At 64.4% G+C, this 20,749-nt stretch carries 17 protein-coding genes; 1 reads left to right on the top strand and 16 read right to left on the bottom strand.

What is annotated here, in order from left to right; translation table 11 throughout:
• Positions 1-2 precede the first annotated feature (2 nt).
• The 4 genes from ACYJP6_RS00980 to ACYJP6_RS00965 form a co-directional block, all read right to left on the bottom strand.
• A complete protein-coding gene (locus tag ACYJP6_RS00980) occupies positions 3-440 on the bottom strand; it encodes a low molecular weight protein-tyrosine-phosphatase (RefSeq protein WP_459472637.1) in 438 nt (145 codons plus the stop codon).
• 159 nt (positions 441-599) lie between these two features.
• Positions 600-2,009, bottom strand: a complete 1,410-nt coding sequence (locus tag ACYJP6_RS00975; protein ID WP_459472635.1) for an undecaprenyl-phosphate glucose phosphotransferase — start codon at positions 2,007-2,009, stop codon at positions 600-602.
• A gap of 469 nt (positions 2,010-2,478) precedes the next feature.
• Positions 2,479-2,691: a hypothetical protein gene (locus tag ACYJP6_RS00970; protein WP_459472634.1), complete on the bottom strand. Its 213-nt coding sequence runs from the start codon at positions 2,689-2,691 to the stop codon at positions 2,479-2,481.
• Positions 2,692-2,823: 132 nt separating this feature from the next.
• On the bottom strand, positions 2,824-4,032 hold the full coding sequence (locus tag ACYJP6_RS00965) for a methyltransferase (RefSeq protein WP_459472633.1): 1,209 nt from the start codon (positions 4,030-4,032) through the stop codon (positions 2,824-2,826).
• 289 nt (positions 4,033-4,321) lie between these two features.
• Here ACYJP6_RS00965 and ACYJP6_RS00960 point away from each other — a divergent pair, with 289 nt between their 5' ends.
• Positions 4,322-5,185 carry an isocitrate lyase/PEP mutase family protein gene (locus tag ACYJP6_RS00960; protein ID WP_459472631.1) on the top strand — a complete coding sequence of 288 codons (864 nt, stop codon included), beginning with the start codon at positions 4,322-4,324 and terminating at the stop codon, positions 5,183-5,185.
• A gap of 3 nt (positions 5,186-5,188) precedes the next feature.
• Here the strand turns inward: ACYJP6_RS00960 and ACYJP6_RS00955 are convergent, their stop codons facing one another.
• The 12 genes from ACYJP6_RS00955 to xerC form a co-directional block, all read right to left on the bottom strand.
• Complete coding sequence (locus ACYJP6_RS00955) at positions 5,189-6,388, bottom strand: glycosyltransferase family 4 protein (protein WP_145008505.1); 1,200 nt, start codon at positions 6,386-6,388, stop codon at positions 5,189-5,191.
• A gap of 426 nt (positions 6,389-6,814) precedes the next feature.
• Positions 6,815-7,903, bottom strand: coding sequence for a glycosyltransferase family 4 protein (locus ACYJP6_RS00950; RefSeq protein WP_459472628.1), 1,089 nt, complete (start codon positions 7,901-7,903; stop codon positions 6,815-6,817).
• 30 nt (positions 7,904-7,933) lie between these two features.
• On the bottom strand, positions 7,934-9,181 hold the full coding sequence (locus tag ACYJP6_RS00945) for a glycosyltransferase family 4 protein (RefSeq protein ID WP_459472626.1): 1,248 nt from the start codon (positions 9,179-9,181) through the stop codon (positions 7,934-7,936).
• Positions 9,178-10,176: a glycosyltransferase gene (locus ACYJP6_RS00940; RefSeq protein WP_459472624.1), complete on the bottom strand. Its 999-nt coding sequence runs from the start codon at positions 10,174-10,176 to the stop codon at positions 9,178-9,180. Before ACYJP6_RS00940 ends, ACYJP6_RS00945 begins: the two co-directional genes overlap by 4 nt.
• Positions 10,177-10,210: 34 nt before the next feature.
• Entirely contained in the window at positions 10,211-10,741 is a 531-nt protein-coding gene (rfaH, locus tag ACYJP6_RS00935) for a transcription/translation regulatory transformer protein RfaH (protein ID WP_459472622.1), read from the bottom strand.
• Between the two features lie 48 nt (positions 10,742-10,789).
• A complete protein-coding gene (locus ACYJP6_RS00930) occupies positions 10,790-13,003 on the bottom strand; it encodes a polysaccharide biosynthesis tyrosine autokinase (RefSeq protein ID WP_459472620.1) in 2,214 nt (737 codons plus the stop codon).
• A gap of 58 nt (positions 13,004-13,061) precedes the next feature.
• Positions 13,062-13,997, bottom strand: coding sequence for a glycosyltransferase family 2 protein (locus ACYJP6_RS00925; RefSeq protein WP_459472619.1), 936 nt, complete (start codon positions 13,995-13,997; stop codon positions 13,062-13,064).
• 1 nt (position 13,998) lies between these two features.
• Entirely contained in the window at positions 13,999-15,534 is a 1,536-nt protein-coding gene (locus tag ACYJP6_RS00920; protein ID WP_459472617.1) for a lipopolysaccharide biosynthesis protein, read from the bottom strand.
• A 19-nt stretch (positions 15,535-15,553) separates the two neighbouring features.
• Positions 15,554-16,726, bottom strand: coding sequence for a DegT/DnrJ/EryC1/StrS family aminotransferase (locus ACYJP6_RS00915; RefSeq protein WP_459472615.1), 1,173 nt, complete (start codon positions 16,724-16,726; stop codon positions 15,554-15,556).
• Positions 16,727-16,770: 44 nt separating this feature from the next.
• Positions 16,771-18,150, bottom strand: coding sequence for a pyridine nucleotide-disulfide oxidoreductase (locus ACYJP6_RS00910; protein ID WP_459472613.1), 1,380 nt, complete (start codon positions 18,148-18,150; stop codon positions 16,771-16,773).
• Positions 18,151-19,134: 984 nt separating this feature from the next.
• Entirely contained in the window at positions 19,135-19,845 is a 711-nt protein-coding gene (locus tag ACYJP6_RS00905; protein ID WP_459472611.1) for an HAD family hydrolase, read from the bottom strand.
• On the bottom strand, positions 19,842-20,735 hold the full coding sequence (gene xerC, locus ACYJP6_RS00900; protein WP_459472610.1) for a tyrosine recombinase XerC: 894 nt from the start codon (positions 20,733-20,735) through the stop codon (positions 19,842-19,844). Before xerC ends, ACYJP6_RS00905 begins: the two co-directional genes overlap by 4 nt.
• Positions 20,736-20,749: the final 14 nt, after the last annotated feature.

The following is a 20,749-nucleotide window of genomic DNA, read 5'->3' as shown; positions in this document are numbered from 1 at the left end:
CCCTATTTGATGTATGGAAGCCAACTGTTTACACAGCGCGTCAAAAGTATGTGGACATTTTGAAACATCTCTTTGGAAAGGCGATAAGGGTCTGGTACTTCTTGATTGCTCAACCATTTCCCGATCAGAAAAACCTTACCCCTGACTTCAGGAGCAATACTTTCGACGGAGCGTGAGTGAAACTCTTCCATGGTCAAAATCAAGTCCGCCTTGCGCAGCATCTCTGCGTCCGCCTGGCGAGCTTTGTGGGTAGAGAAATCGATACCGTTTTCTCCCAATACCTCCTGTGCGGTCTTCTCGATGCCATGACCGACCAGCGCCCGGATACCCGCGGAGCCGACCTCGACGTCACGGCCTTCCAGTGCCTTGGCCAGTAGTGCTTCTGCGACCGGGCTGCGGCATATGTTCCCTTCGCATACCACCAATATCGACTTGATCATTCTTCAAACCTTTTCCTGTTGTCCGGACAACAGGTATCGACGGCAGATAGCCCAGCAATGCCTGTCCACAGGTATCGCTTGCTGCCGATGTAAATAAAGTCAGGAGTCCAGGCTCCAGATCGTCGTGCTGAGGAGCGGGACGCGAGGTCCCGGCCGGTCTCAGTATGCGTTCTTATTGATGAAGCCTTTGAACAGCGTGAGGAAGATGATCTTGACGTCCCACCAGAAGGACCAGTGGTGGATATAGTCCAGATCGAACTCGACCCGCTTCTGCATCTTGTCCAGCGTATCGGTCTCGCCGCGCCAGCCATTTACCTGAGCCCAGCCGGTGATGCCGGGCTTCATCTTGTGGCGGAGCATGTAGCCCTGCACCAGCTTGCGGTATTGCTCGTTGTGAGCGACGGCGTGGGGACGCGGACCGACGATGGACATCTCGCCGCGGAGTACATTAATGAATTGAGGCAATTCATCGAGAGAAGTACGTCGTAAAAACGCACCGAACGGGGTGATGCGGGAGTCATTCTTGGTCGCCTGGGTGACCTTGGCGCCATTTTCCATGACCTTCATGCTGCGGAATTTCCACACCTCGATCGGCTTGCCGTCCATGCCATAGCGCTTCTGCTTGAAGAAGATCGGGCCGGGGGAGGTGATCTTGATGCCGATGGCGATGGCCAGCATCGGCAGCGAGATCATCGCCAGGATGATGGAGGACAGCACGATGTCTTCGATGCGCTTGACGATGTGGCTGGCGCCATCCATCGGGGTGTCGAAGATGCTGATGCTGGGCAGGCCGTCCAGGCTCTCACTGCGGGCATGCAGCAGGTGGAACATGAAGATGTCCGGGATGATGTAGACCGAGGCGGTGGTATCGCTCAGCTCCTGCACCAGCCAGTTGATCTTGGTCTGGTCGGCCATGCCCAGGGTGATGTAGACCTTGTCGACCTGGCCGGCGCGGACGTCCTGCATCAGGCGCTCGAGGTCGCCATTCAGGGCCGGGCTGGGCACGCCTTCTTCACCGGTATCGAGGTTGTCGCTGTAGAAACCGGCGATGTGCAGGCCCATCCAGGGCGCGGTGCTGATGGTGTGCGCCAGGCGCTGCGCGACCATGCCGTTGCCGGCGATGGCGACGTTGCGGGTGTTGATACCGGCCTTGCGCAGGGAATGCATGATGGAGCGCAGCAGCACCCGATAGCCACACAGGGTGCCCAGGGTGAGGCCGAGCCAGCCCTGCATCACGCCAGGCGTGAGGTAGGACTGGTCGAAGAAGAAGTAGTCGACCATGAACACGGTCGCGAAGGTCAGCACCCAGTAGGTGGCGATCTTCAGCAATTCGTCGGTGATGCGCTCGCCGCGCCAGGACCCATAGACATGGTTCAGCTCGGTGAGGAAGTGGAAGATCAGCAAGGACAGGAAGATGACGACCCAGTGCTCGGGACGCATGCCGGTTTCCGACGCCCAGGTGCCAGCCACGTAGGCGCTCAATGTGATCACGGCGAGGTCGAGCAAGCGGTGCGCGAGCGAGATTGCCGAGGAGTTCGTATGCAAAATGCCGCGTTCTTTCAAATTCATGGTTCCATCCTTGTGCGTTACCGATGCACGAACTTTCAACTGGGCGAGCAGCTACCAGCGACTGAAATGTTCACTATGGCGCTCTAGGACCGGTGACTGACCACCGATCGCTAAATGCCATGATGGCTGTAGCGACGTTAGGACTCGGCACTGATTAAGAGGTTCACACGGTAGAAAGGCGGGAAGCCGCTGTCGAGCTGACCCAAATCAGGGCAAATAGCACGCCAGTCGCGGTTCGGCGGGGGGGAGGGATGGAAGAAGGGGGGAGTGCGTCACAAAGCGGGCGGGCGGCGGGCACACTTCTCCGGCGCATGGGTGCGACGAGTGGCCGATCCGGGCAGCAGTCTTAAGGAAAACGTTCCGTCGGACTTGAATGCGGGATGCAGAAATTGTGAACGGGTTCACCCAACAATGAGTCAGCGCACCGAACGGGCGTCGGCGTAGGCCAGTCCCTGGCCCGCAGAACCACTCAATGCCGATGGTGGGACGGATAACTCAAACGGGAATTGACGGGGAGGGTGGTGATCTTGGAGTGCCAGGCCGAGTTTCTCGAGTTGTCATGGGAGAACAACAGGAAAGACCAGCTGACGAGGAGCGAGGCCACCGCAAGCCAGGGCAGCTGGGCTTGGGCGAAGACGAGGCAACCGGCGACGCCGGTCCAAACGGGCAGGTAGTAGCGCATTTTTGTTATTCCTGCTTGTTTTGCGAGATTGCAACCTAACTATTGTGCAGACTTTGTGAGAAGTCCATCACCAAAAGGTATTTTTTACCTTCCGTCGCGCAAAATCCGACAAACGTGCCGGCTAGAGCGGCTCTAGGCCTGGCCAGGCTTCTCCGCCGTCAGCAGCAGATTCCTGGGGGTCAGGCCGCTGGGGCAGAAGGTCCCGAGCGTCACCCTGTAACCTTGCTCCTGTAGGAACAGCGCCTGGTCCAGTACCAGCCAGAGCTCCAGCGGCCGGCGGAACAGGCCGCGCAACAGCTCCAGGTTACGAACCTGTGCCAGGCGCTGGAAGCCCCGCTGTTCCCAGAGCGGCCAATCGATACCCGTGGGCAGCGTCAGCGCCTTGCGCCGGGCCAGTTCCGCGCCGAAGGCGGAGAAGGGCTGGCGCAGCCAGTGGACGGGCAGTGGCGGGGTGTTGAGATAGACATCCCGGCCGCTGAGCTCGCGCTGCAGCAGATCGAACCCCAGCCGCCGAGCCATCGACAGGTCGCGATCGCGGCGAATCCGCTGCCCGCCGGTGACGGTTTCGCACAGCGCCAGGCGCAGGTCCTCGCGCTCCAGGCGCAAGGCCGAGGCCTGGGCGGCGACCGAGAGGGGAGCATAGACCGGCGCGGTGCTGCGGTCGTAGCAACAGGGCGCCAGGGCCAGTTGCCGACAGCCGCGTTCCGCACCCAACCGCAACAGCTGCCGGTGCAAATCGCCACAGGCATGCAGGGCGACCGGGGTGTCCGCCGCGCCGAGCTGGTCCGCGGCCAGGGACAGCAGCACGTCGGCCCGCTCATGGTGCACCGGGGCGCGCGCCCTGCGGCTGAGCTGCTCGCCGACCTCGACCAGGGCGGCGTCCCACTCCAGGCACAGGGCCGGAGCACCCTCTTGGGTCAGGTACCTGGCCAGATGCCCCTTCCCGGCACACCAGTCGACCCAGCGCCGTACGGGCTCCTGGAAATCCAGGCTGCGTGCGAAGGCTTCGAGCTGCTGCCATTTGCGTCCGGGGACGTCGACGTCCTGCTGCGCCGACCACGCGGCGCGCCGGCCCGGTGCCCGTTCGCCGACCTGGGTGAGCGCCAGGGAACGCTCTGCCAGGGAGCGGAACGGCTCCGGCGCCGCGAGAAGCTGCGGCGTATTATGCGCGGCCTCGGCCTCTGCCAGACTGCGCACCCTCAGCCAGGTGGCCAGCTCCGGACAGCTCGCTTCCCAGGCCAATTCGCGCTCGACGAAGGGCCGCGGTCGCCACAGGTGCTGGTGCTCGGTCAGGAACAGATCCAGGGCGGCGAAGCGTTCGGCGAAGTCAGAGGCGAGCATGGCAGGGCGGCAGTCGGTGATGGACGTGACAGGAGAGGCGGAGCCTTGCCACTATTGTCACTGCGCCCGAGGATCCTGGGTATCGAAATTTCCGACACTCGTCGGTCGCTCCTGAAGCACCCGCCGTACGTACCTGGGCTGGTCTTGCCGCCCTGGCTACCGGCGGGCATGAGGCTGAACCCCGGCCCGCTAGATGAATCGATTTATCTCAAAGCCAGACATCCGGTCGTGTGACCACTACTTGTCGCGCTAACATTGCCGGTCCGGTATCTCCCAGAAGGAAAATCTCATGAAGCCCACTTCACCGCACAAGCTGCGTCTAGCGTTCAGAGCCCTGCTGAAATCGGACAGCTGCTACCACACGGCGTCCGTCTTCGATCCCATGTCGGCGCGCATCGCCAACGATCTGGGCTTCGAGATGGGCATCCTGGGCGGGTCGGTGGCTTCCCTGCAGGTCCTGGCGGCACCGGACTTCGCCCTGATCACCCTGAGCGAATTCGTCGAACAGGCCACCCGCATCGGGCGCGTCGCGCGTCTACCTATCATCGCCGACGCCGACCATGGCTACGGCAATGCGCTGAACGTCATGCGCACCATCACCGAGCTGGAGCGCGCCGGGGTGGCGGCCCTGACCATCGAGGACACGGTGCTGCCGGCCGGTTATGGCCGCAAATCCACCGACCTGGTGAGCGTCGAGGAAGGCATCGGCAAGATCAAGGGCGCGTTGGAAGCCCGCATCGACGAGGCCCTGAGCATCTTCGCCCGGACCAATGCCACCGAGCTGAGCACCGCGGAAGTCATCTCGCGGACCAAGGCCTACGAGGCGGCGGGGGCGGACGGCATCTGCATGGTCGGCATCCGCGACTTCGACCATCTGGAGGAAATTACCCAGCACCTGAGCGTACCGGTGATGCTGGTGACCTACGGCAATCCCCAGCTGCGCGACAACGCACGCCTGGCCAAGGCCGGGGTCCGGGTGGTGGTGAACGGTCATGCCGCCTACTTCGCCGCGATCAAGGCGACCTACGACTGCCTGCGAGAGCAGCGCCACATCACGGCGTCCGACCTGTCCGCCTCCGAGCTGTCCACCAAGTACTCGACACTGCAGGAATATCGAGTCTGGGCGCGGGAATTCATGGATGTGAAGGAATAATCCTCAGGCCGTGTTCAACGAACTCGGCTGCAGGCCCTTGCTGGGAAAGGGCGTCACGGTATCCAGATCCAGGTCGGCGGGCAGGTGCAGCGCCGCGACCCGGGCTTCGACGAAGGTACGCATTTCCTGACGGAAGCGCTTGGTCGCGAAGCGCTCGGCGTTCTGTCGGCAGGCCTGCTGGCTGATCGGCGTTTCCAGGGCTTCGAACTGGCGCACCGCGGCGCAGAGCGAGGCGACGCTCTGCTCGGGATAGAAGACGCCGGTCGGATGGGCGGCATCCAGGCCCCGCACGGTTTCCAGCACGCCACCCCGGCCAAAGGCGATGACCGGCGTACCGCAGGCCTGGGCTTCGATGGGGGTGATGCCGAAGTCTTCCTCGGCGGCGAAGACGAAGGCCCGCGCCCGGCGCATGTGATCGAGCAGGCAGTCGAAATCCTGGTAGCCCAGCAGGGTGACGTTGGGCCCGGCGACTTCCTTGGCCTTCTCGAACTCGGGACCGGCGCCGATGACCACCAGCTTCTTGTCCGGCATCGAGCTGAAGGCCTCGACGATCATCGGCATCCGCTTGTAGGGCACCATGCGCGAGGCGGTCAGGTAGAAGTCGTCCTTGCCGCCGCTGGGGGTGAAGCGGCTGATGTCGACCGGCGGATAGATGACCTTGGCTTCGCGGCGGTAGGCCTTGCTGATGCGGCGGGCGATGAAGTGGGAGTTGGCGACGAAGGCGTCCACCCCGGCGGCGGTGCGCTGATCCCAGATCCGCACGTAGTGCAGGATGACCCGTGCCAGCTTGCCCTTGAGGCCGCGATTCAGGCCGGCCTCCTTGAGGTACTGGTGCTGCAGGTCCCAGGCATAGCGGATCGGCGAATGGACGTAGCTGATGTGCAGCTGGTCCGGACCGGTCAGCACGCCCTTGGCCACCGCATGGCTGCTGGAGATGATCAGGTCGTAGCCGGACAGGTCGAGTTGCTCGATGGCGTGCGGCATCAGCGGCAGGTAGGTCTGGTAGCGCTTCTTGGCCTGTGGCAGGCGCTGGATGAAGGTGGTGGTCGCCTGCTTGCCCTGGAGTTGCGCCCGATCCTCGTCCGAGAGGAAGTCGATGACGCTGAACAGGTCGGCTTCCGGCCAGATATCGAGCAGTTCAGCAAGCACGCGTTCGGCGCCAGCAAAGGTTACCAACCAATCGTGAACGATGGCGATTTTCATGTCGTCTTCCTTAAGCGTGAGATGAAATCAACTGCTGGCGCTGATTCATGGACTTTTGGTTGTTATGGTCACGGCGTAGCCCCAGGGCAGCCGGGTGATCTCGACACCGTCTGACCCGGCGTCGAGGGCGTGCGGGGTACCGGGTGGCGACTGGGTAACGCACGTGCGCCCGGCGCCGGCTTGGCCAGCGGGAGCTGCGTGCAACGGTGGGGCGGCCTCGGCCGGGGAATCGTCCGGCTCCCTGCCCGGGCCTGGGCCAACCGCCAGCGTGGTGGTGGGCACGAATTCGCTCGAGGAGGACAGGTGGAGCAGCGGCGCGAAGGTACGACTCGGGCCTTCCGTGGCAGTGCTGGTCTCGTCCATGAGGTCTCCGGGTTGCTGTTGTTTGGGTTATGAAAATCTCGGCGCTGGTCGGCGCCGTAGGGTTCAGGCGGCTCGGGCCGCGGTCTTGGGGGCACTGGCCAGGGCCCTGTCCAGCAGGTCGGAGACGGTCCGGGCGGAGGTCCGCCAGCTGAATCTCCGGGTGTTGGCCAGCCCCTTGGCGCGCAGGTCGTCGCGGAGTGCCCGATCCTCGAGGATGGTCCACATCGCCGTGGTGATGCTGGCGGTCTCGTAGGGATCGAAATAGAGGGCGCTGTCCTGCAGCACCTCCGGCATGGAGGCGGTGTTGGCGGAGATCACCGGGCAGCCGCAGGCCTGGGCTTCGAGGGGCGGAATGCCGAAGCCCTCATAGAGCGACGGGAAGACGAAGGCGGTGGCCTGGCGATACTGGCGGGCCAGTTCGGCGTCATCGATGCGGCCGAGCAGCTTCACGCGGGCATCCCTGGCCGCCAGGGTCGCCAGGTCGTTCTGGCCGAACACGGCGTGGCTGTCGCCGACGATGTGTAATTCCACGTTCAGGTCCTGCGGCAGCGCGGCGAAGGCCTCCAGCATCCGTGAGAAGTTCTTGTGGTAGCTGGGTGAGGACACGGCCAGCAGATAGGGGGTGGCGGCGCGTTCGACCTGCTGTTCCAAGGTGAAGGCCTCGGCCACGGCATTGGGTACCACGGTGATCGAGCTGCTTGGGTAGCGGTAGTGGCGCGAGATCTCGTCGCGGGAGAATTCGCTCACGGTGATCAGCGCATTGGTCCGCTTGAGCAGCATGGGGATCAGGCAGCGGTAGGAGGTGCGGAATTTCCACGAATAGCTTTCGGGAAAGCGCACGTAGTTGATGTCGTGGTGGGTGGCGATCTGGTTGGCGTAGAGCAGCGGCGCCGTGCTGCACAGCGACAGCAGCAGGGGGCTGCCCTGGCTTTTCAGCCAATTGGGCAGGTCCCATTGCTCCCAGCGCTGGCCCTGGCGGGTACCGATGATTTCGATGTTCAGCCGCTTGGCCACCTCGGGCCGGACGACGCCGGGCGGCGCCACGAAGCGCAGGTCGGATCGCAGCGTCGCCAGCTCCAGCGAGATGCATTCGGCGAAGCGCTGGACGCCGCGCAGATCCTGGGTGATGAAGCGGGAATTGACGATGATCATGAGTCTGCCCGTTGCCGTGACCTGGGTGGATCAGTTGGAAAGTTGCGTGTGCGGGACGAGGGCCGGGGCCGTGGGGCCCTGCCTGGTCTCGCCCAGCACGCGCTCGAAGAGGCCCTGGTAGGCGTCGAGCATGGTGTCCATGCTCAGCAGGTCGGCCACCGCGGTCCGGCTGAGCAGGCTCAGGCGCTGCCGTAGTTCGGCATCGTCATGCAGGCGCTGCAGGGCGCGGCCCAGCGAGTCGCGGTCTTCGGCGTTGCAGAGCAGGCCGTTGACGCCGTCCCTGACGATCTCCGGCAGGCCGCCCATGCGGGTGGCGATGACCGGCTTCTGGAAGGCGCAGGCCTCGACGGCGACCATGCCGAAGGGCTCGGCCCACAGCGAGGGCGCGACGAAGACGTCGATGTCGCGATAGAAGTCCTCGGGCTTCTGGTAGCCGACGAAGCGCACCTTCTGTGGATCGGCCATGGCTTTGAGCTGGGCTTCGTACTCCAATTGGCCCTTGCCGGCGATGGTCAGGGTGGCGTTGAGCGACAGCCGCTGGAATTGCTCGATCAGCCAGCCCACGCCCTTGTTCTCCGACAGGGTCCCCATGTAGCCGAAGCGGACGACGCCCGCCGATGGGGACGGCGCAACCTCGGCAGGGGCGCCGGCGATCAGGCTGGCGTTATGGATGACCTGGCGCGGAACGCCAGTGAAGTAGCCCTTGTTCACCAGGGTATCCAACAGGTAGCGACTGACGCCGACGACCGCCGCGACCTTGGTGGACAACGCCTCATGGGGACGGCGCAGGGCCGCGCAACTGCCACAGAGCTGCTGGCAGCTGCGGCCCTGCTTGAACAGGGTGTTCTTCGGGCATAGCAGGTACATGTCGTGCAGCACCTGGACGCAAGGCACGCCGCTGGCGCGGATCTCGTCCCAGGCTGAGACCGACCAGCCGGACAGGTTGTGGCACACCACCAGGTCCGGTTGTTCCCGCTGCAGCACCTCGCGCAGGGGCGCGCGCATGGCGCTGTTGTACTGGTCGCGGAAGTGCCAGCCGAAGCGCGCCAGCGGCCCGGGGCGCTGCTGGGTCAGCGGCCAGTAGAAGTTCTTCAGCCCGGCGCGATAGACCCGCACGCCATTCACCTGCTCCGGCGTGAGGCCCGCCTGCGGGCCGGTGACCAGCACGGCGACCTCGTGGCCGCGCTGCTGGAAACCTTCCACGCTGCGCTGCAGGATGAGCTCCGCGCCACCCCCTACATGGGGCGGATAGAAGCTGTTGAGAAAGAGCAGTTTCATAGCGGATAGCTGCGGTTTATACCCAGGGCGCCGGTCTCGCCGTCCTGCACCGCCTGCCGGATCAGCGCCAGGCGCTGGCGGCTCTTGTCGTCGCGGGCGAACAGCTTGAGCAGGGTGTGGAAGACGTAGCGGTTGAGGCTGTACATCGGCTGCGAGCGGGCCCAGACGTTCTTGTCGAACCAGGCCTGGTTGCGCGCGGCGTAGTAGGCGCGGAAGTCCGAGCCGGCCTGCAGGTAGTTCTGGTAGACGTTGCTGGTGCCTTCCTTGATGTTCCAGGAATGCTCCAGCTCTTCCAGCTCGGCCTCGGTGACCATGAACAGCTTTCCACCGGCCTGGGTGATGCGGTAGGTGTACTCGGTGTCGTCGGAATAGAGCACCAGCTCGCGCAGCGGCAGGCCGATGCGCTCATAGAGGCTGCGGTGGGCCAGCATGCCGCCATAGGGCGCGAAGGGCAGTTCGACCAGGGCGGCCGGCGTGCCGCCGCGCGGACGGCCCCAGGGCAGGCGGCGCCAGATCTTGTAGGGGATGCGCGCCACGTGGAAGCCGAAGTAGCTCGAGCGTGGCTGGGTGATCATCCGGGTGGGAATGCACTGGGCTATGTCGGCCTGCTGGGTCGGCCGGTAGCCGAGCACCGCGACCTTGTCCTGCCCGTGCTGGCTGCCGAGTTCCGCCAGGCGACGGTGCAGCACGTCGAGGGCGTCGCCCAGGGGGGCGTTGTCGTCGTCCATCATCCAGATATGAGTGGTGTCGCTGGCCAGGGCGGCCTCTAGCGCCACGGCGTAGCCATTGGCCGAGCCGGTGTTCTCGCTCAGGGCGATCACCTTGACCTGGCCGGGCCAGCGGGTCTCCAGGCTGTCCAGGGACACCGTCGCCGCATTGCTCACGACGATGACCTGGTGGATGGTCGGCTCGGCCAGGGCGCGGGCGACCAGCTGCTCCAGATAGCCGAGGCGATTGCCGTAGGTGACGGTAACGACCGTGGTTTTGCATTGCATGAAGAAATCCTCCAAAGGGCCTTACAGGTCTTGGTCAGGCGCGCAGCCGCTGGGTGACGGGGGCCGCTGCCGACAATTGATCAAGAGAAACGCTGACCCGTTGTTCGCGCTGCAGGATGCGGAGCAGGATGATGGCCCGCTCGTCGCCATCGGCGCTCAGGAACACCGCATCCATCTCCAGGTCCTGGCTGTAGTGCACCCGCACGCTGGCGCCGGGCTGGTGCCCGGGCGCGAGTTCCGGCGGGGCGGCGAGGCGCTGGCGGATGTCGGCGATGATCTCTTCGCCGACGGCGGTCGGCTGGCTGCCGAAGCTGACGATCCGGTTGACGCCACGCGTCGAGCGGATCGGGTACCAGTTGTCGTTCACCTCATTGAGCTGGATGAACAGATAGCCCGGAAACAGCGACTCCTGGGTGACCGCCCGCGCCCGGCCCGCCGCCTTGCGCGCGCGCTGGGGGCGGAAGCAGACGTAGCCCTGGCGGTTCAGGTTCTCTTCGGCGCGGATTTCCTGGTTGGGCTTGGTCTGTACCAGGTACCAGCGACCGGTGGGGTGGGCGAGCGTCATGGCTGAGTTCCTTCTCTGGGGGGCGGTCAGTCGCGGTGGCGCGGTCGATCAGGTCCGCGGGCCGTACTCGTAGTAGCCATAGGCGCCATCGTCCTCGATGGCCATCGAGGCCTTGCGCTGCACGCCGTTGAGGATGGCCCCCTTGATGGTGATGCCGTTCTGGGCGAAGCGGCGGCGGGAGTTCTCCACGGCCTTGAGGGTGCTCTGGCCGAAGCGGGTGACCAGCAGCGTGGTGCCGGCGAGGCGACCCACCAGGGCGGCATCGGTCACCGCCAGGATCGGCGGGGTATCGATGATCACCAGGTCATAGAGGCTGCCGACTTCTTCCAGCAGGCGGGAGAAGTTGGCGTGCATCAGCAGCTCCGAGGGATTCGGCGCGGCCTGGCCACAGCCGATGACGTCCAATTGGGCGACCCCGCTCGGAACGATGCTGTCGCGCAGCTTGCTGCGACCGGTCAGGACTTCCGACAGGCCCGCCTGCGGCTGCAGGCCGAATACCCGGTGCAGATAGCCCTTGCGCATGTCGGCATCGATCAGCAGCACGCGCTGGCCCGACTGGGCGACCACCACGGCGAGGTTGCTGGAGACGAAGGACTTGCCCACGCCCGGGGTCGGGCTGGAGATCATGATCACCCGGTTCTTGGCTTCCAGCATGGCGAAGTGCAGGCTGGATCTTAGGCTGCGCAGGGATTCCACCGCCAGGTTGGCCGGTTGCACCACGCTCAGCAGGGTGGGCTCGCCGGTGCGGGTCTTCTTCTTCAGGCGACGATTCAGCCGCTCCTGGTCCTTGGTGAAGGGCAGGGTGGAATAGACCGGCAGGCCGATCTGCTCGACGGTGTCGGGATTCTCGATGCCCTTCTGGAAGGCCTGGCGGACGAAGACCACCACCACCGAGGTGACCAGGCCCAGCAGCAGCGACAGGATCAGCGCGATCTTGCGGTTGGTGGCCGGTTCGTCGAGGTTGACGTCGGCGTTGTCGACCAGGCGCACGTTGCCGATGGTGCCGGCGCGGATGATGTCCTGTTCCTGGGCCTGGTTGAGCAGCAGCTGGTAGGTCTGATTGGTGACCTTCATGTCACGGTTCAGGCGCAGCAGCTCCTGCTGGGTGCTGGGCAGGGCTTCTACCTTGCGCTGCAGGCTGCGTTTCTCCACTTCCAGCTGTTCCAGCTGGTTCAGCAGGGTCTTGTAGCTGGGGTGATCGCGGGTATAGAGGCGATCGTATTCGGCCTGCTTGAGCTTGAGCTGGGAGATGGAGGTGTCGAGGGCGACGATCTTGTCCAGGACCGCCTTGGTCTCCAGGCTGATGTCCACGGAGCGGCTATTGGTCTGGTAGTTGTTCAGCGCGGCTTCGGCGCTTTCCAGGTCCTTGCGCACCCCCGGCAGTTGGCCGCGGAGGAAATCCAGGCGCTGCGCCGCTTCCGCCGAGCTGCGCTCGACGTTCTGCAGCACGTACAGGCGGCTGATCTCGGACAGCACGCCCTTGGCCAGGTCGGGATTCTCGTCGGCCAGGGACAGGTAGATGATCCCTGACTCCTTGCCCGCCTCGCTGGTCTTGATGCGGTTCTGGTAGAGCTGCGCGGTGGTGATGACGCGGTTGCGGGTCACCTTGAATTCGGTACCGGGACGCGCGGTCAGCGTCTTGATCTGCATGCGGTAGCCGTTGCCGCTGGCCAACTGGCCGACCTGGCCATCCAGCAGCGGCTGCTTGTCCTTGTCCAGCAGGCGATAGCGGCCATTGCTGCCGGCCACCACGGTCAGGGTTTCGCCATACATCTCGTCCGGGACATCGAACTGGAAGACGTCGATCTTCTCGCCGCCCCAGGCGAAGCCGCGCAGTTGCGGCCAGCTGTCGGCCAACTGACCCGGGTGGTCGGCGTCATAGGTGCGCCAGAGGTAGTGGCCGATCAGCGGGAAGAAGCGCGGCTTGGCCTCGATGTCCAGGCGCAGGTTCTCCACGGTCTTGGCGAGCACCGCGCGGGACTTCAGCAGCTCGATCTCGGCCACCGCCGGGGACGCCGAATTGGGGCGTACCACGGTCTCGGCGACTGCCGTGAGGGCGTTCTTCTTGGGTTCGATCTGGATCATTGCCCCGGCGACGTACTGCGGGGTGGACAACACGGCATAGGCGATGCCCACGGCCAGAAAGCCCGCGGTGATGCCCGCGATCAGCTTCTTGTGATCGAGAAGCGTGAGGGCCATCGTCTTGAGGTCCAGATGTTGTTCTTCGTGTTGCTCGAACGAAGAGCGCTGCATGGCGGTCATTGGGGGTCCCTTCCTTTTAGCTGGATACATCGCAGCAGGAGAACTGCTCTGTGTAAGTTCAGTAGGTGACGCGTTTGGGGGCGAAGCGTCGGCCGATGTTGACGGAGATGTTGCACACCGCTCGAAGCAGCGCCTTCACCTTCTGGGTGGGCGGAATCGAGGACAGCGACAGGCTCAGGACCTGGCGCAGGAAGAACACGTGCAGGTCCCTGTCACCGAGCCGGTAGTAGTAGTTGGCGAGGCAGTACTGGGTGTGCAGGTCCATCTGCAGGCGCTTCTGGCTGGCGCGCATGGAGAAGATGCCGCCCTCGTGCACGCGGTAGGCGGCCGGACGGATCTCGGCCATGAACTTGCCCTTGCCATGGGCGCCCAGCAGTGACCACCAGACGATGTCCATGAGCGCGGCAGTTTCCAGCTCCGGCGGCAACTCGCGCAGCACGTTGCGGAAGCAGGCGGTCAGGGTGGACAGCGGCAGGGCCTGCTTGAGCTCGGTTTCGCTGCGGTCGTAGTGATCTTTGCCATCGAAGCGCTGCGGATTGACGATGCCCTTGCTGTTGAAGGCATAGGAGGCATGGAAGGTCAGGGCGTAGTCCCGGTTGTTGTCCAGGAAATCCACCTGCAGCTGCAGCTTGCGCGGATCGTTCCAGTAGTCGTCGCCCTCGCAGTAGGCGATGTAGTCGCCGCGGGCGTGCTGGAACACCGGCATGCCGTAGGGCTTGCCCTGGCTGTACTGGTTCTGCTCCTGCAGGATCAGGCGGATCAGCCGCGGGTAGCGGCGCTGGTAATCCTGGAGGATGTCCCGGGTGCCATCGGTCGAGGCGTCGTCGTTGACGATGATCTCGAAGGGGAAGTCGGTCTGCTGGCGCAGGAAGCCGTCGATGGCCTGGCCGATGTAGTCGCGGTGGTTGAAGGTCAGGCAGACGATGCTGACGACCGGCCGGGCGGAATCCGCCGGCCAGTGCTTCATGATCTCTGCTTCGGTCCGAGCGTCCATGTCAGATACCTGCTTTGTAGAGGTGGGAAAACAGGCGCGTACGGGTCTGTTTCGGGGAACAGAGCACGTAGCCCAGCGCCATCAGCATCAGGGTCAGGCCACCGCCCAGGGCGAGGGTCGCCAGGATGGAAAACCGCTCCTGCGGTTGAATCTCTTGGTACAGCAGCTTGCTCAGCGCCACGCCGAGCGCGGTGACCACCACCGCCACCAGCAGATCCTGGTTCCAGTAGCGCTGCAGGTTCGGCGCGAAGCGGCCGTGGATGATGGCCGGCCAGATCACGAAAGGGATCAGGCGCATGAAGAACCAGGCCAAGGCCGCGCCATAGGCCCCGTAGTGCAGCACCACCAGGATCACGATGGGCACCGAGATGACCGCGGAGACCAGGCTGTACCAGACGTGCAGGCGCAACTTGCCGTAGGCGTACTGCAGGTAGAACTGGAACTGGCTGAGGGCCAGCAGGGCGGAACCCAGGGCGTACCAGAACAGGATCGGCTCGCTCCAGTGGGCGGAGGCCTTGTCGCCGGTCCAGGCGAACACCAGCGCCTCGCCGTGGAAGGCCACCATGGCCGCCAGCGGCAGCAGGATGGCGAAGGCGAAGCGCGCCGCGTTGCGATAGAGCTTTTCCAGGTCGAGCGTCTTCTCCTGGGACACCAGTACCGTCATGCGCGGCAGCAGGGCCTGCACCAGCGGGTTGGTCAGGGTGACGATCCCGGTGGAGATCAGCGCCACCAGGCTGAAGTAGCCGTATTCGGCGAGGGGCAGGGCCTTGGACAGCACCAGCTTGTCGAGCTGGGTCAGGGCGATCCACAGGATCGAGGTGAAGGACATGCTCGCCGCGAAGGGCACCATGGGCTTCACCCGTTGCCAGTCGAAGCCGCTCCACCAGGTGGGGTTGGGCAGCAGGCGATAGGCCTTGAGCGCATAGACCAGCATCTCGAAGACGGCGACGCCGGCCTGGAACACGAAGAAGTCCAGCGGCTCCTGGGAGATCCACATCACCAGGACCAGGCCGCCGAAGTAGCGCACCGTGGCGACCAGCACGTTGACCAGGTTCAGCCAGCCGTGCAGCTCGACGCCCTGGACACCGCTCTTGTACAGCGTCGACAGCAGGCGGAAGGCGATCATCAGGCCCATCAGGCCGATGCAGTGGGCCACCGTCTCCTCGGGCAGGCCCTGGACGTTCAGCCAATGCGTCGCCATCCAGTTGGAGTTGAGCTCGATGGCGACGAAAGCCAGGGTCGCCAGCGGGATGAAGATGAACTCCAGCGACCGGAGCAACTGGCCGCGATTGCGTCCCGCGCCGGTCTGGCCGCGGCCATGGGCGACATCCCGCACCAGCGAGGCGGAAATGCCGACGTCGAGCAGTTGCAGCCAGGTCTGCAGCACGGCGAAGAAGCCGATCAGACCATAGGTTTCGGCACCCAGATGACCGAGATACATCGGCTGGATCAAGATGCCGATCAGCAGCGCATAGGCTTGGCCGGCATAGTTGATCAGGGTGTTGCGCAACACCGACACTTTCGCGGGACTGGTCATGGGAGATAGCGGGCCAGGGTCAGGTTAGAGCAGGGGTGGATTCGCCGGGAAAATCCCAGCTCGGCAGCAGCTGGGCGGGCGTGATGAGCGCCCGCAGGGATTCCAGGCTGGTTTTCTTCTGGTGCACCGATTGCAGCGTCTCGATCAGCAGGTCCTGGGTCGTCTGGGGCAGGTCCGGATAGATGGGCACGCAGAGGATGCGCTGGCTCAACTTGCGCGAGATCGGCTTGATCGCCTGGGGCTGCAGGTAGTCGAGGGTTTCCAGCGAGGGGTAGAAATAGCGCCGCGGATTGATGCCGACCGCGTTCAGCGCCTTCTTCGCCTCCAGCAGGTTCGACTCGTCGCGCAGGGCCACCGGGAAGTAGCTGTAGTTGAGCTGGCTGCCGTAGGTGGGGCGCTGCAGGTCGAACTGGTCCCGCAGGCGTCTTTCGTACTGCTGGCCGATGATCGCCCGGCGCGCCAGGATGTCTTCCAGCTCGTCGAGGATGCACAGCCCCATAGCCGCGGAGATCTCGTTGAGCTTGGCGTTGATGCCGACGCCCTCGATGCGCTCGGCGTCGACGATGCCGAAATTGATCATCCGGCGGACGCGCTCGGCGAGTTCGTCGTCCTCGGTGATGATGGCCCCGCCTTCGATGGTGTGGAACAGCTTGGTAGCGTGGAAGCTGACGGTGGTGATGTCGCCCCATTGCAGCACCGAGCGGCCTTCGTAGAGGGTGCCGAAGGCATGGGCGCCGTCATAGACCACCTTCAGGCCGTGACGCTGGGCGACCTGCTGCAGGCCCTGGACATCGCAGGGATTGCCGAACACATGGGTAGCGACGATGGCCGAGGTGTCGGGCTCGATGACCGCCTCGACGTTCGCCGGGTCCAGGTTCCAGGTCTCCGGGTGGATGTCGGCGAAGATCGGCCGGATCCTTTCCCAGTGCAGGGTGCTGGTGGTGGCGACGAAGCTGAAGGGCGTGGTGATGGCGCTGCCGGTCAGGCCGAGCGCGCGATAGGCGACCTGCAGGGCCAGGGTACCGTTGTTGACCAGGATGATGTTTCTGACCCCCAGATAATCGCGCAGGCGCTCTTCGAGCTGGGCATGCAGAGGGCCTTGGTTGGTTATCCAGTTGTTGGCGTAGATCTTGTCGATATACGCCTTGAAGCGTTCCTTATTGCCAAGGTAGGGCTTGGTCACATTGATCATGATCCGGTACCTGCTTATCGAGTCCTTGATACGTGTCGGTTCGGTCAAGCGTGTTCGACGACCGCGTCGGCCGGTTGCCGGAAGGCGGCGCCGGGCTGGTCCAGGCGTTCGAGCACCGAGTCGAGGGCCTCGCGACTGGCATCGTTGTGGAACTGCCAGACCCCGTAGATGCGCCCGGAAAAGGACGCTTCGCTGCCCAGCCGGGGATCCACCGCCAGGCCCGAACCCAGGCCGAAGAGGTGCAGCCCCTTGAGGCGCTGGCCGTGCTGGTCCAGCGGACAACCGGCCGCGTCGGAATCCAGGCCGCCACGCAGGGTGCGCAGCGTCAGCGGCCGGCCCTCCTGGCAACGCAGCTCGGGGACTATGGGTTGATAGCCCAGGCCCTGCACCAGCAGGGCGGCGCTGTCGAACAGCTGCTGGGCACTGGCGAGTCGCTCGGCGCTGCCATCCAGCTGCAGGGTCCTGACCTTGACCGGCGTACCGCCGATGCCTTGCCCGGCGAGCACCTGGCGCCCGATCTCGTGGGCCCGGTAGCGCAGGCCGCCCGAGCGGTTGACCCGCTTGGAGATCGGGCAGATGTCCTGCAGCGGATCGAAGTCGTAGCCGGCGGCCAGGGCCTCGGCGGCGGTCTCGTAGAACAGCCGGATCGGCGAGCGATGGACCAGGGTCAGCTCGCGCAGGCCGTCGTGATGCAGGGCGCTGGCGAGGTTGTCCAGCGCCGAGAAGGCGCTGTGGGAACCGCCGACCACGCAGATCGGGCCGCCGTTCTTGAGACGGCTGCGATAGCGCTGGCGCAGGGCCTCGGGTTGCAGGCGCAGCAGGTTGTCGGAGCTGTCGATCGAAGCGCTCTGCGGCAGCTGTAGGCCCAGGGCCGCGGTGCTTTCCTCGAAGCTGTGGCGCGTCTGCTTGCCGCCCAGGTTGAGCACCAGGCTGGAGGTGCGCACCCGGCGGATGGCGCCGGCCTGTTCTAGCCAGACCACATAGCTTGAGCCTTCGCAGGTCACCTCGGTGATGCGGGTCTGACGCCAGGTGGGAATGCCGTACTGGCGTTCGAGCCAGGGCAGCACCAGGCCGGCGGCCTGCTGGAAGAGCTGCCCGACGATGGGCAGCGCGGGCGCTTCCTGGGCATTCAGCTTCAGGTGGCGAAAGGTCGGCGAGGCCTGCAGCGGGGCCAGGATCGGGGCCAGCAGCGGGTCGCGCAGACAGTCGAGGAAGACGTCACTCACCGAGTTGGCGATGATCTGGTAGTCACCGAGCTTGCCGGCGCCCAGCTCGGTTCCGGCATCGACGATGATGGTGCCGGCCTGGGCGAGTTGCTCCACTGCGCCACGCTTGATGGCATTGAAGAGAAATCCCAGGCCTGCCGGACCTGCGCCGCCAATTAGACATCCTAATGTCGATTCCGATAGATCGTTCCGTGCCATCGGGCCATCCTCCCTTTGCGCTATCGAAGCGCGATTGACGTTGTTGAAGCTGGATTTCGCAGCGCCCGGCAGTAATCGAAGATGCAAGCTGAGGTTGTAATCTTTATGGCTTGAGTGACCGCCTGATGAAGGGCGGTCAGTACCGGCGAAAGTTCTGGTTGCCGAGGGGTCGAGTGTTATTGCCAACACTTCGCCGTGAAGAGGCGAACAGTCGCTCAGTTGTTTCCGATCGTTCTGAAGAGCACCCGCCTGAAACGCGAGTGTTATTGGTCTTGCACAATCACGACGGAGCCAGACGGGCCATCCGTTGCGGGCACAGGGGCCTGCCTGCCGGATTCCGGCAGGACTGGAGAGAAGTAGGCGAAGCGTCTCGATCCCATTCAGATGACATCCCTGTAGTCCTGCGAGAGTGCGCTGGCACGGCCATCGCCACTTCGTTCAGTGCCAGGCATGGCTACCGCACAGGTTGCCGTGTCTGGTCAGGCAGCCGGTCTTTTTCAGACATGGCTACCGCACGGGCTTGCACCTGGACTAAATGAACGAAGGGCTTGTATTACCGATATCAAGACCTGACAACACGCAAACAGGAACTTGAGAAGCCATCGGCGAGACGCAAAGGAGGGAGGTAAAGACTGTCTTCCCTGACCTGTACGGCAGCAGACTCAGCGCGCAATCCCAGCGCTACTTCGAGTCAGGAACCATGATTGTCAAAAGGATTTGGACTGTCAACGCGAGGGCCGGCGCAGGAATTCGCCGAGTGAGACGGCCCGCGACCGACTGGTTCAGCATTAATCTCCAGGTAAATGAGGTGTGCTTGGCAAAAAACCGCGCAGGCCGATTTCATTTAGTGAAGAGCATCGCAAAGAGCCCAGGCTTAATTGCGACAAATGTGACGGGTTATTTGGCGATTGGTTAACGGAATTGCCGGGCCGGGAAGACGACTGGAGCGTCCATGAGTTCCGGCTTTAGACGTTATAGTGTTACTTATTGCGACGTCTTAGCCGACCAGGAGGCGAGCAAGTCTGGCAGTTCGCTCAGGGCACGGATGTCCGCATCCGGCTGGCCCGGGCCCGGCCAGGGTTGCTGCAGGGGGTTGTACCAGACGGCGCGGATACCGGCCCGCTGGGCGCCCTGGACGTCATCCACGGGGTTGTCGCCCACGTGCACGGTGGCCGAGGCGGGAATCCCGCTGAGCCGCAGGGCTTCGCGGAAGGGGGTGGGGTCGGGCTTGCCGATGCCCAGCTGCTCGGCATTCAGCGCGAAGCGGAAGTAATCGGCTAGGCCAATGGTCTGGACATCCGCATTGCCATTGGTCAGCACGCCCAGGGTGTAGCGGTCGGCAAGCCTTTCCAGGGTGGGATGGACGTCCTCGAACAGGGTGACCTGCTGGCGCGCCGCCAGGTAGACGGCGAAGCCAGCCTCGGCCAGCTGGGCGGCCTCGGGCTCCACATAGCCGGCATCCAGCAGCGCCTGGTGGATGACCCGCCGGCGCAATTCGCTGACCCTGTGCTTCAACCCGGCATCCTGCTGCAGCAGCCGGTCGCGAATCGCCCAGAGGTGTTCGACCGGTACGCTGCCCAGCCGCGGCGCGGAGGCGGCGAACCAGTCGCGCAGCAGGGCTTCGGCGGAATGGATGACGGGCGCGATTTCCCAGAGGGTGTCGTCGAGATCGAAGGTAACGAGGCGAATCGTCATCGGCTGGCCTTGCGCTTGGCACGGGGATGGGCTTTGTCGTAGACCTCGGCGAGCTGGCCGAAATCCAGATGGGTATAGATCTGGGTGGTGGCGATGTCCGCGTGACCGAGCAGCTCCTGCACGGCGCGCAGATCGCCGGAGGCGCTGAGCATGTGGCTGGCGAAGCTGTGCCTGAGCATGTGTGGATGCAGGTGCTGGCCCAGTTCGCGGACGCCGGCCTCGCGAACCCGTAGCTGTACTGCACGGGGGGTCAGCCGCAGACCGCGCTGGCCGATGAACAGGGCATCGTCACGGGGTGCCGCCTGGTGCCTGATCTTCAGCCAGGTCTCCAGGGCGTCACGGGCCTTGCTGCCGATGGGCAGCACCCGCTCCTTGTTGCCCTTGCCGCGCACCTGCACCAGGCCCTGGGCCAGATCCACATCGCCCAAATCCAGCCCTACCAGCTCGGACAGCCGCAGCCCCGAACTGTAGAAGAGCTCCAGCAGGGCCTGGTCGCGCAGGGCCAGGAAGTCGTCTTCCACGGCGCCATCGAGCAACTGCATGGATCTGTCGACGTCGAGCACCTTGGGCAGCGGCTTCTGCGCCTTGGGCGGCGTCAGCCCGTGGGCCGGGTCCTGGCTGCAATGACCCTCGCGGATCAGGTAGAGGTAGAAGCCACGACAGGCGGACAGTAGCCGCGCCAGGCTGCGACTGGACGCGCCGGCCCGGTGCAGCTGGGCGATCAGGGCACGCAGCCGACGACCATCGAGGGTGCCCCAGTCGCTCAGGCCTTCGGCTTCGACGAAGGCCAGCAGCTTGCGCAGGTCGCGACGGTAGCCGTCGAGGGTATGGGGCGACACCTGGCGCTCCAGGCGCAGGTGATCGAGATAGGCGTCGAGCTGGACCTGCATGCTCCGCTCCTCGG

Source organism: Pseudomonas sp. No.117, assembly GCF_054558395.1.
This window is presented reverse-complemented; position numbering and strand designations above follow the sequence as displayed.

Bases quoted from the DNA above. Each gene is read 5' to 3' on its own strand.
- ACYJP6_RS00960 (WP_459472631.1), top strand. From the start codon at position 4,322: ATGAAGCCCACTTCACCGCACAAGCTGCGTCTAGCGTTCAGAGCCCTG.
- ACYJP6_RS00980 (WP_459472637.1), bottom strand. From the start codon at position 440: ATGATCAAGTCGATATTGGTGGTATGCGAAGGGAACATATGCCGCAGC.
- ACYJP6_RS00920 (WP_459472617.1), bottom strand. From the start codon at position 15,534: ATGACCAGTCCCGCGAAAGTGTCGGTGTTGCGCAACACCCTGATCAAC.
- ACYJP6_RS00950 (WP_459472628.1), bottom strand. From the start codon at position 7,903: ATGATCATCGTCAATTCCCGCTTCATCACCCAGGATCTGCGCGGCGTC.
- ACYJP6_RS00905 (WP_459472611.1), bottom strand. From the start codon at position 19,845: ATGACGATTCGCCTCGTTACCTTCGATCTCGACGACACCCTCTGGGAA.
- ACYJP6_RS00940 (WP_459472624.1), bottom strand. From the start codon at position 10,176: ATGCAATGCAAAACCACGGTCGTTACCGTCACCTACGGCAATCGCCTC.
- ACYJP6_RS00945 (WP_459472626.1), bottom strand. From the start codon at position 9,181: ATGAAACTGCTCTTTCTCAACAGCTTCTATCCGCCCCATGTAGGGGGT.
- ACYJP6_RS00965 (WP_459472633.1), bottom strand. From the start codon at position 4,032: ATGCTCGCCTCTGACTTCGCCGAACGCTTCGCCGCCCTGGATCTGTTC.
- ACYJP6_RS00975 (WP_459472635.1), bottom strand. From the start codon at position 2,009: ATGAATTTGAAAGAACGCGGCATTTTGCATACGAACTCCTCGGCAATC.
- ACYJP6_RS00930 (WP_459472620.1), bottom strand. From the start codon at position 13,003: ATGACCGCCATGCAGCGCTCTTCGTTCGAGCAACACGAAGAACAACAT.
- ACYJP6_RS00970 (WP_459472634.1), bottom strand. From the start codon at position 2,691: ATGCGCTACTACCTGCCCGTTTGGACCGGCGTCGCCGGTTGCCTCGTC.
- ACYJP6_RS00910 (WP_459472613.1), bottom strand. From the start codon at position 18,150: ATGGCACGGAACGATCTATCGGAATCGACATTAGGATGTCTAATTGGC.
- rfaH (WP_459472622.1), bottom strand. From the start codon at position 10,741: ATGACGCTCGCCCACCCCACCGGTCGCTGGTACCTGGTACAGACCAAG.
- ACYJP6_RS00925 (WP_459472619.1), bottom strand. From the start codon at position 13,997: ATGGACGCTCGGACCGAAGCAGAGATCATGAAGCACTGGCCGGCGGAT.
- ACYJP6_RS00915 (WP_459472615.1), bottom strand. From the start codon at position 16,726: ATGATCAATGTGACCAAGCCCTACCTTGGCAATAAGGAACGCTTCAAG.
- ACYJP6_RS00955 (WP_145008505.1), bottom strand. From the start codon at position 6,388: ATGAAAATCGCCATCGTTCACGATTGGTTGGTAACCTTTGCTGGCGCC.
- xerC (WP_459472610.1), bottom strand. From the start codon at position 20,735: ATGCAGGTCCAGCTCGACGCCTATCTCGATCACCTGCGCCTGGAGCGC.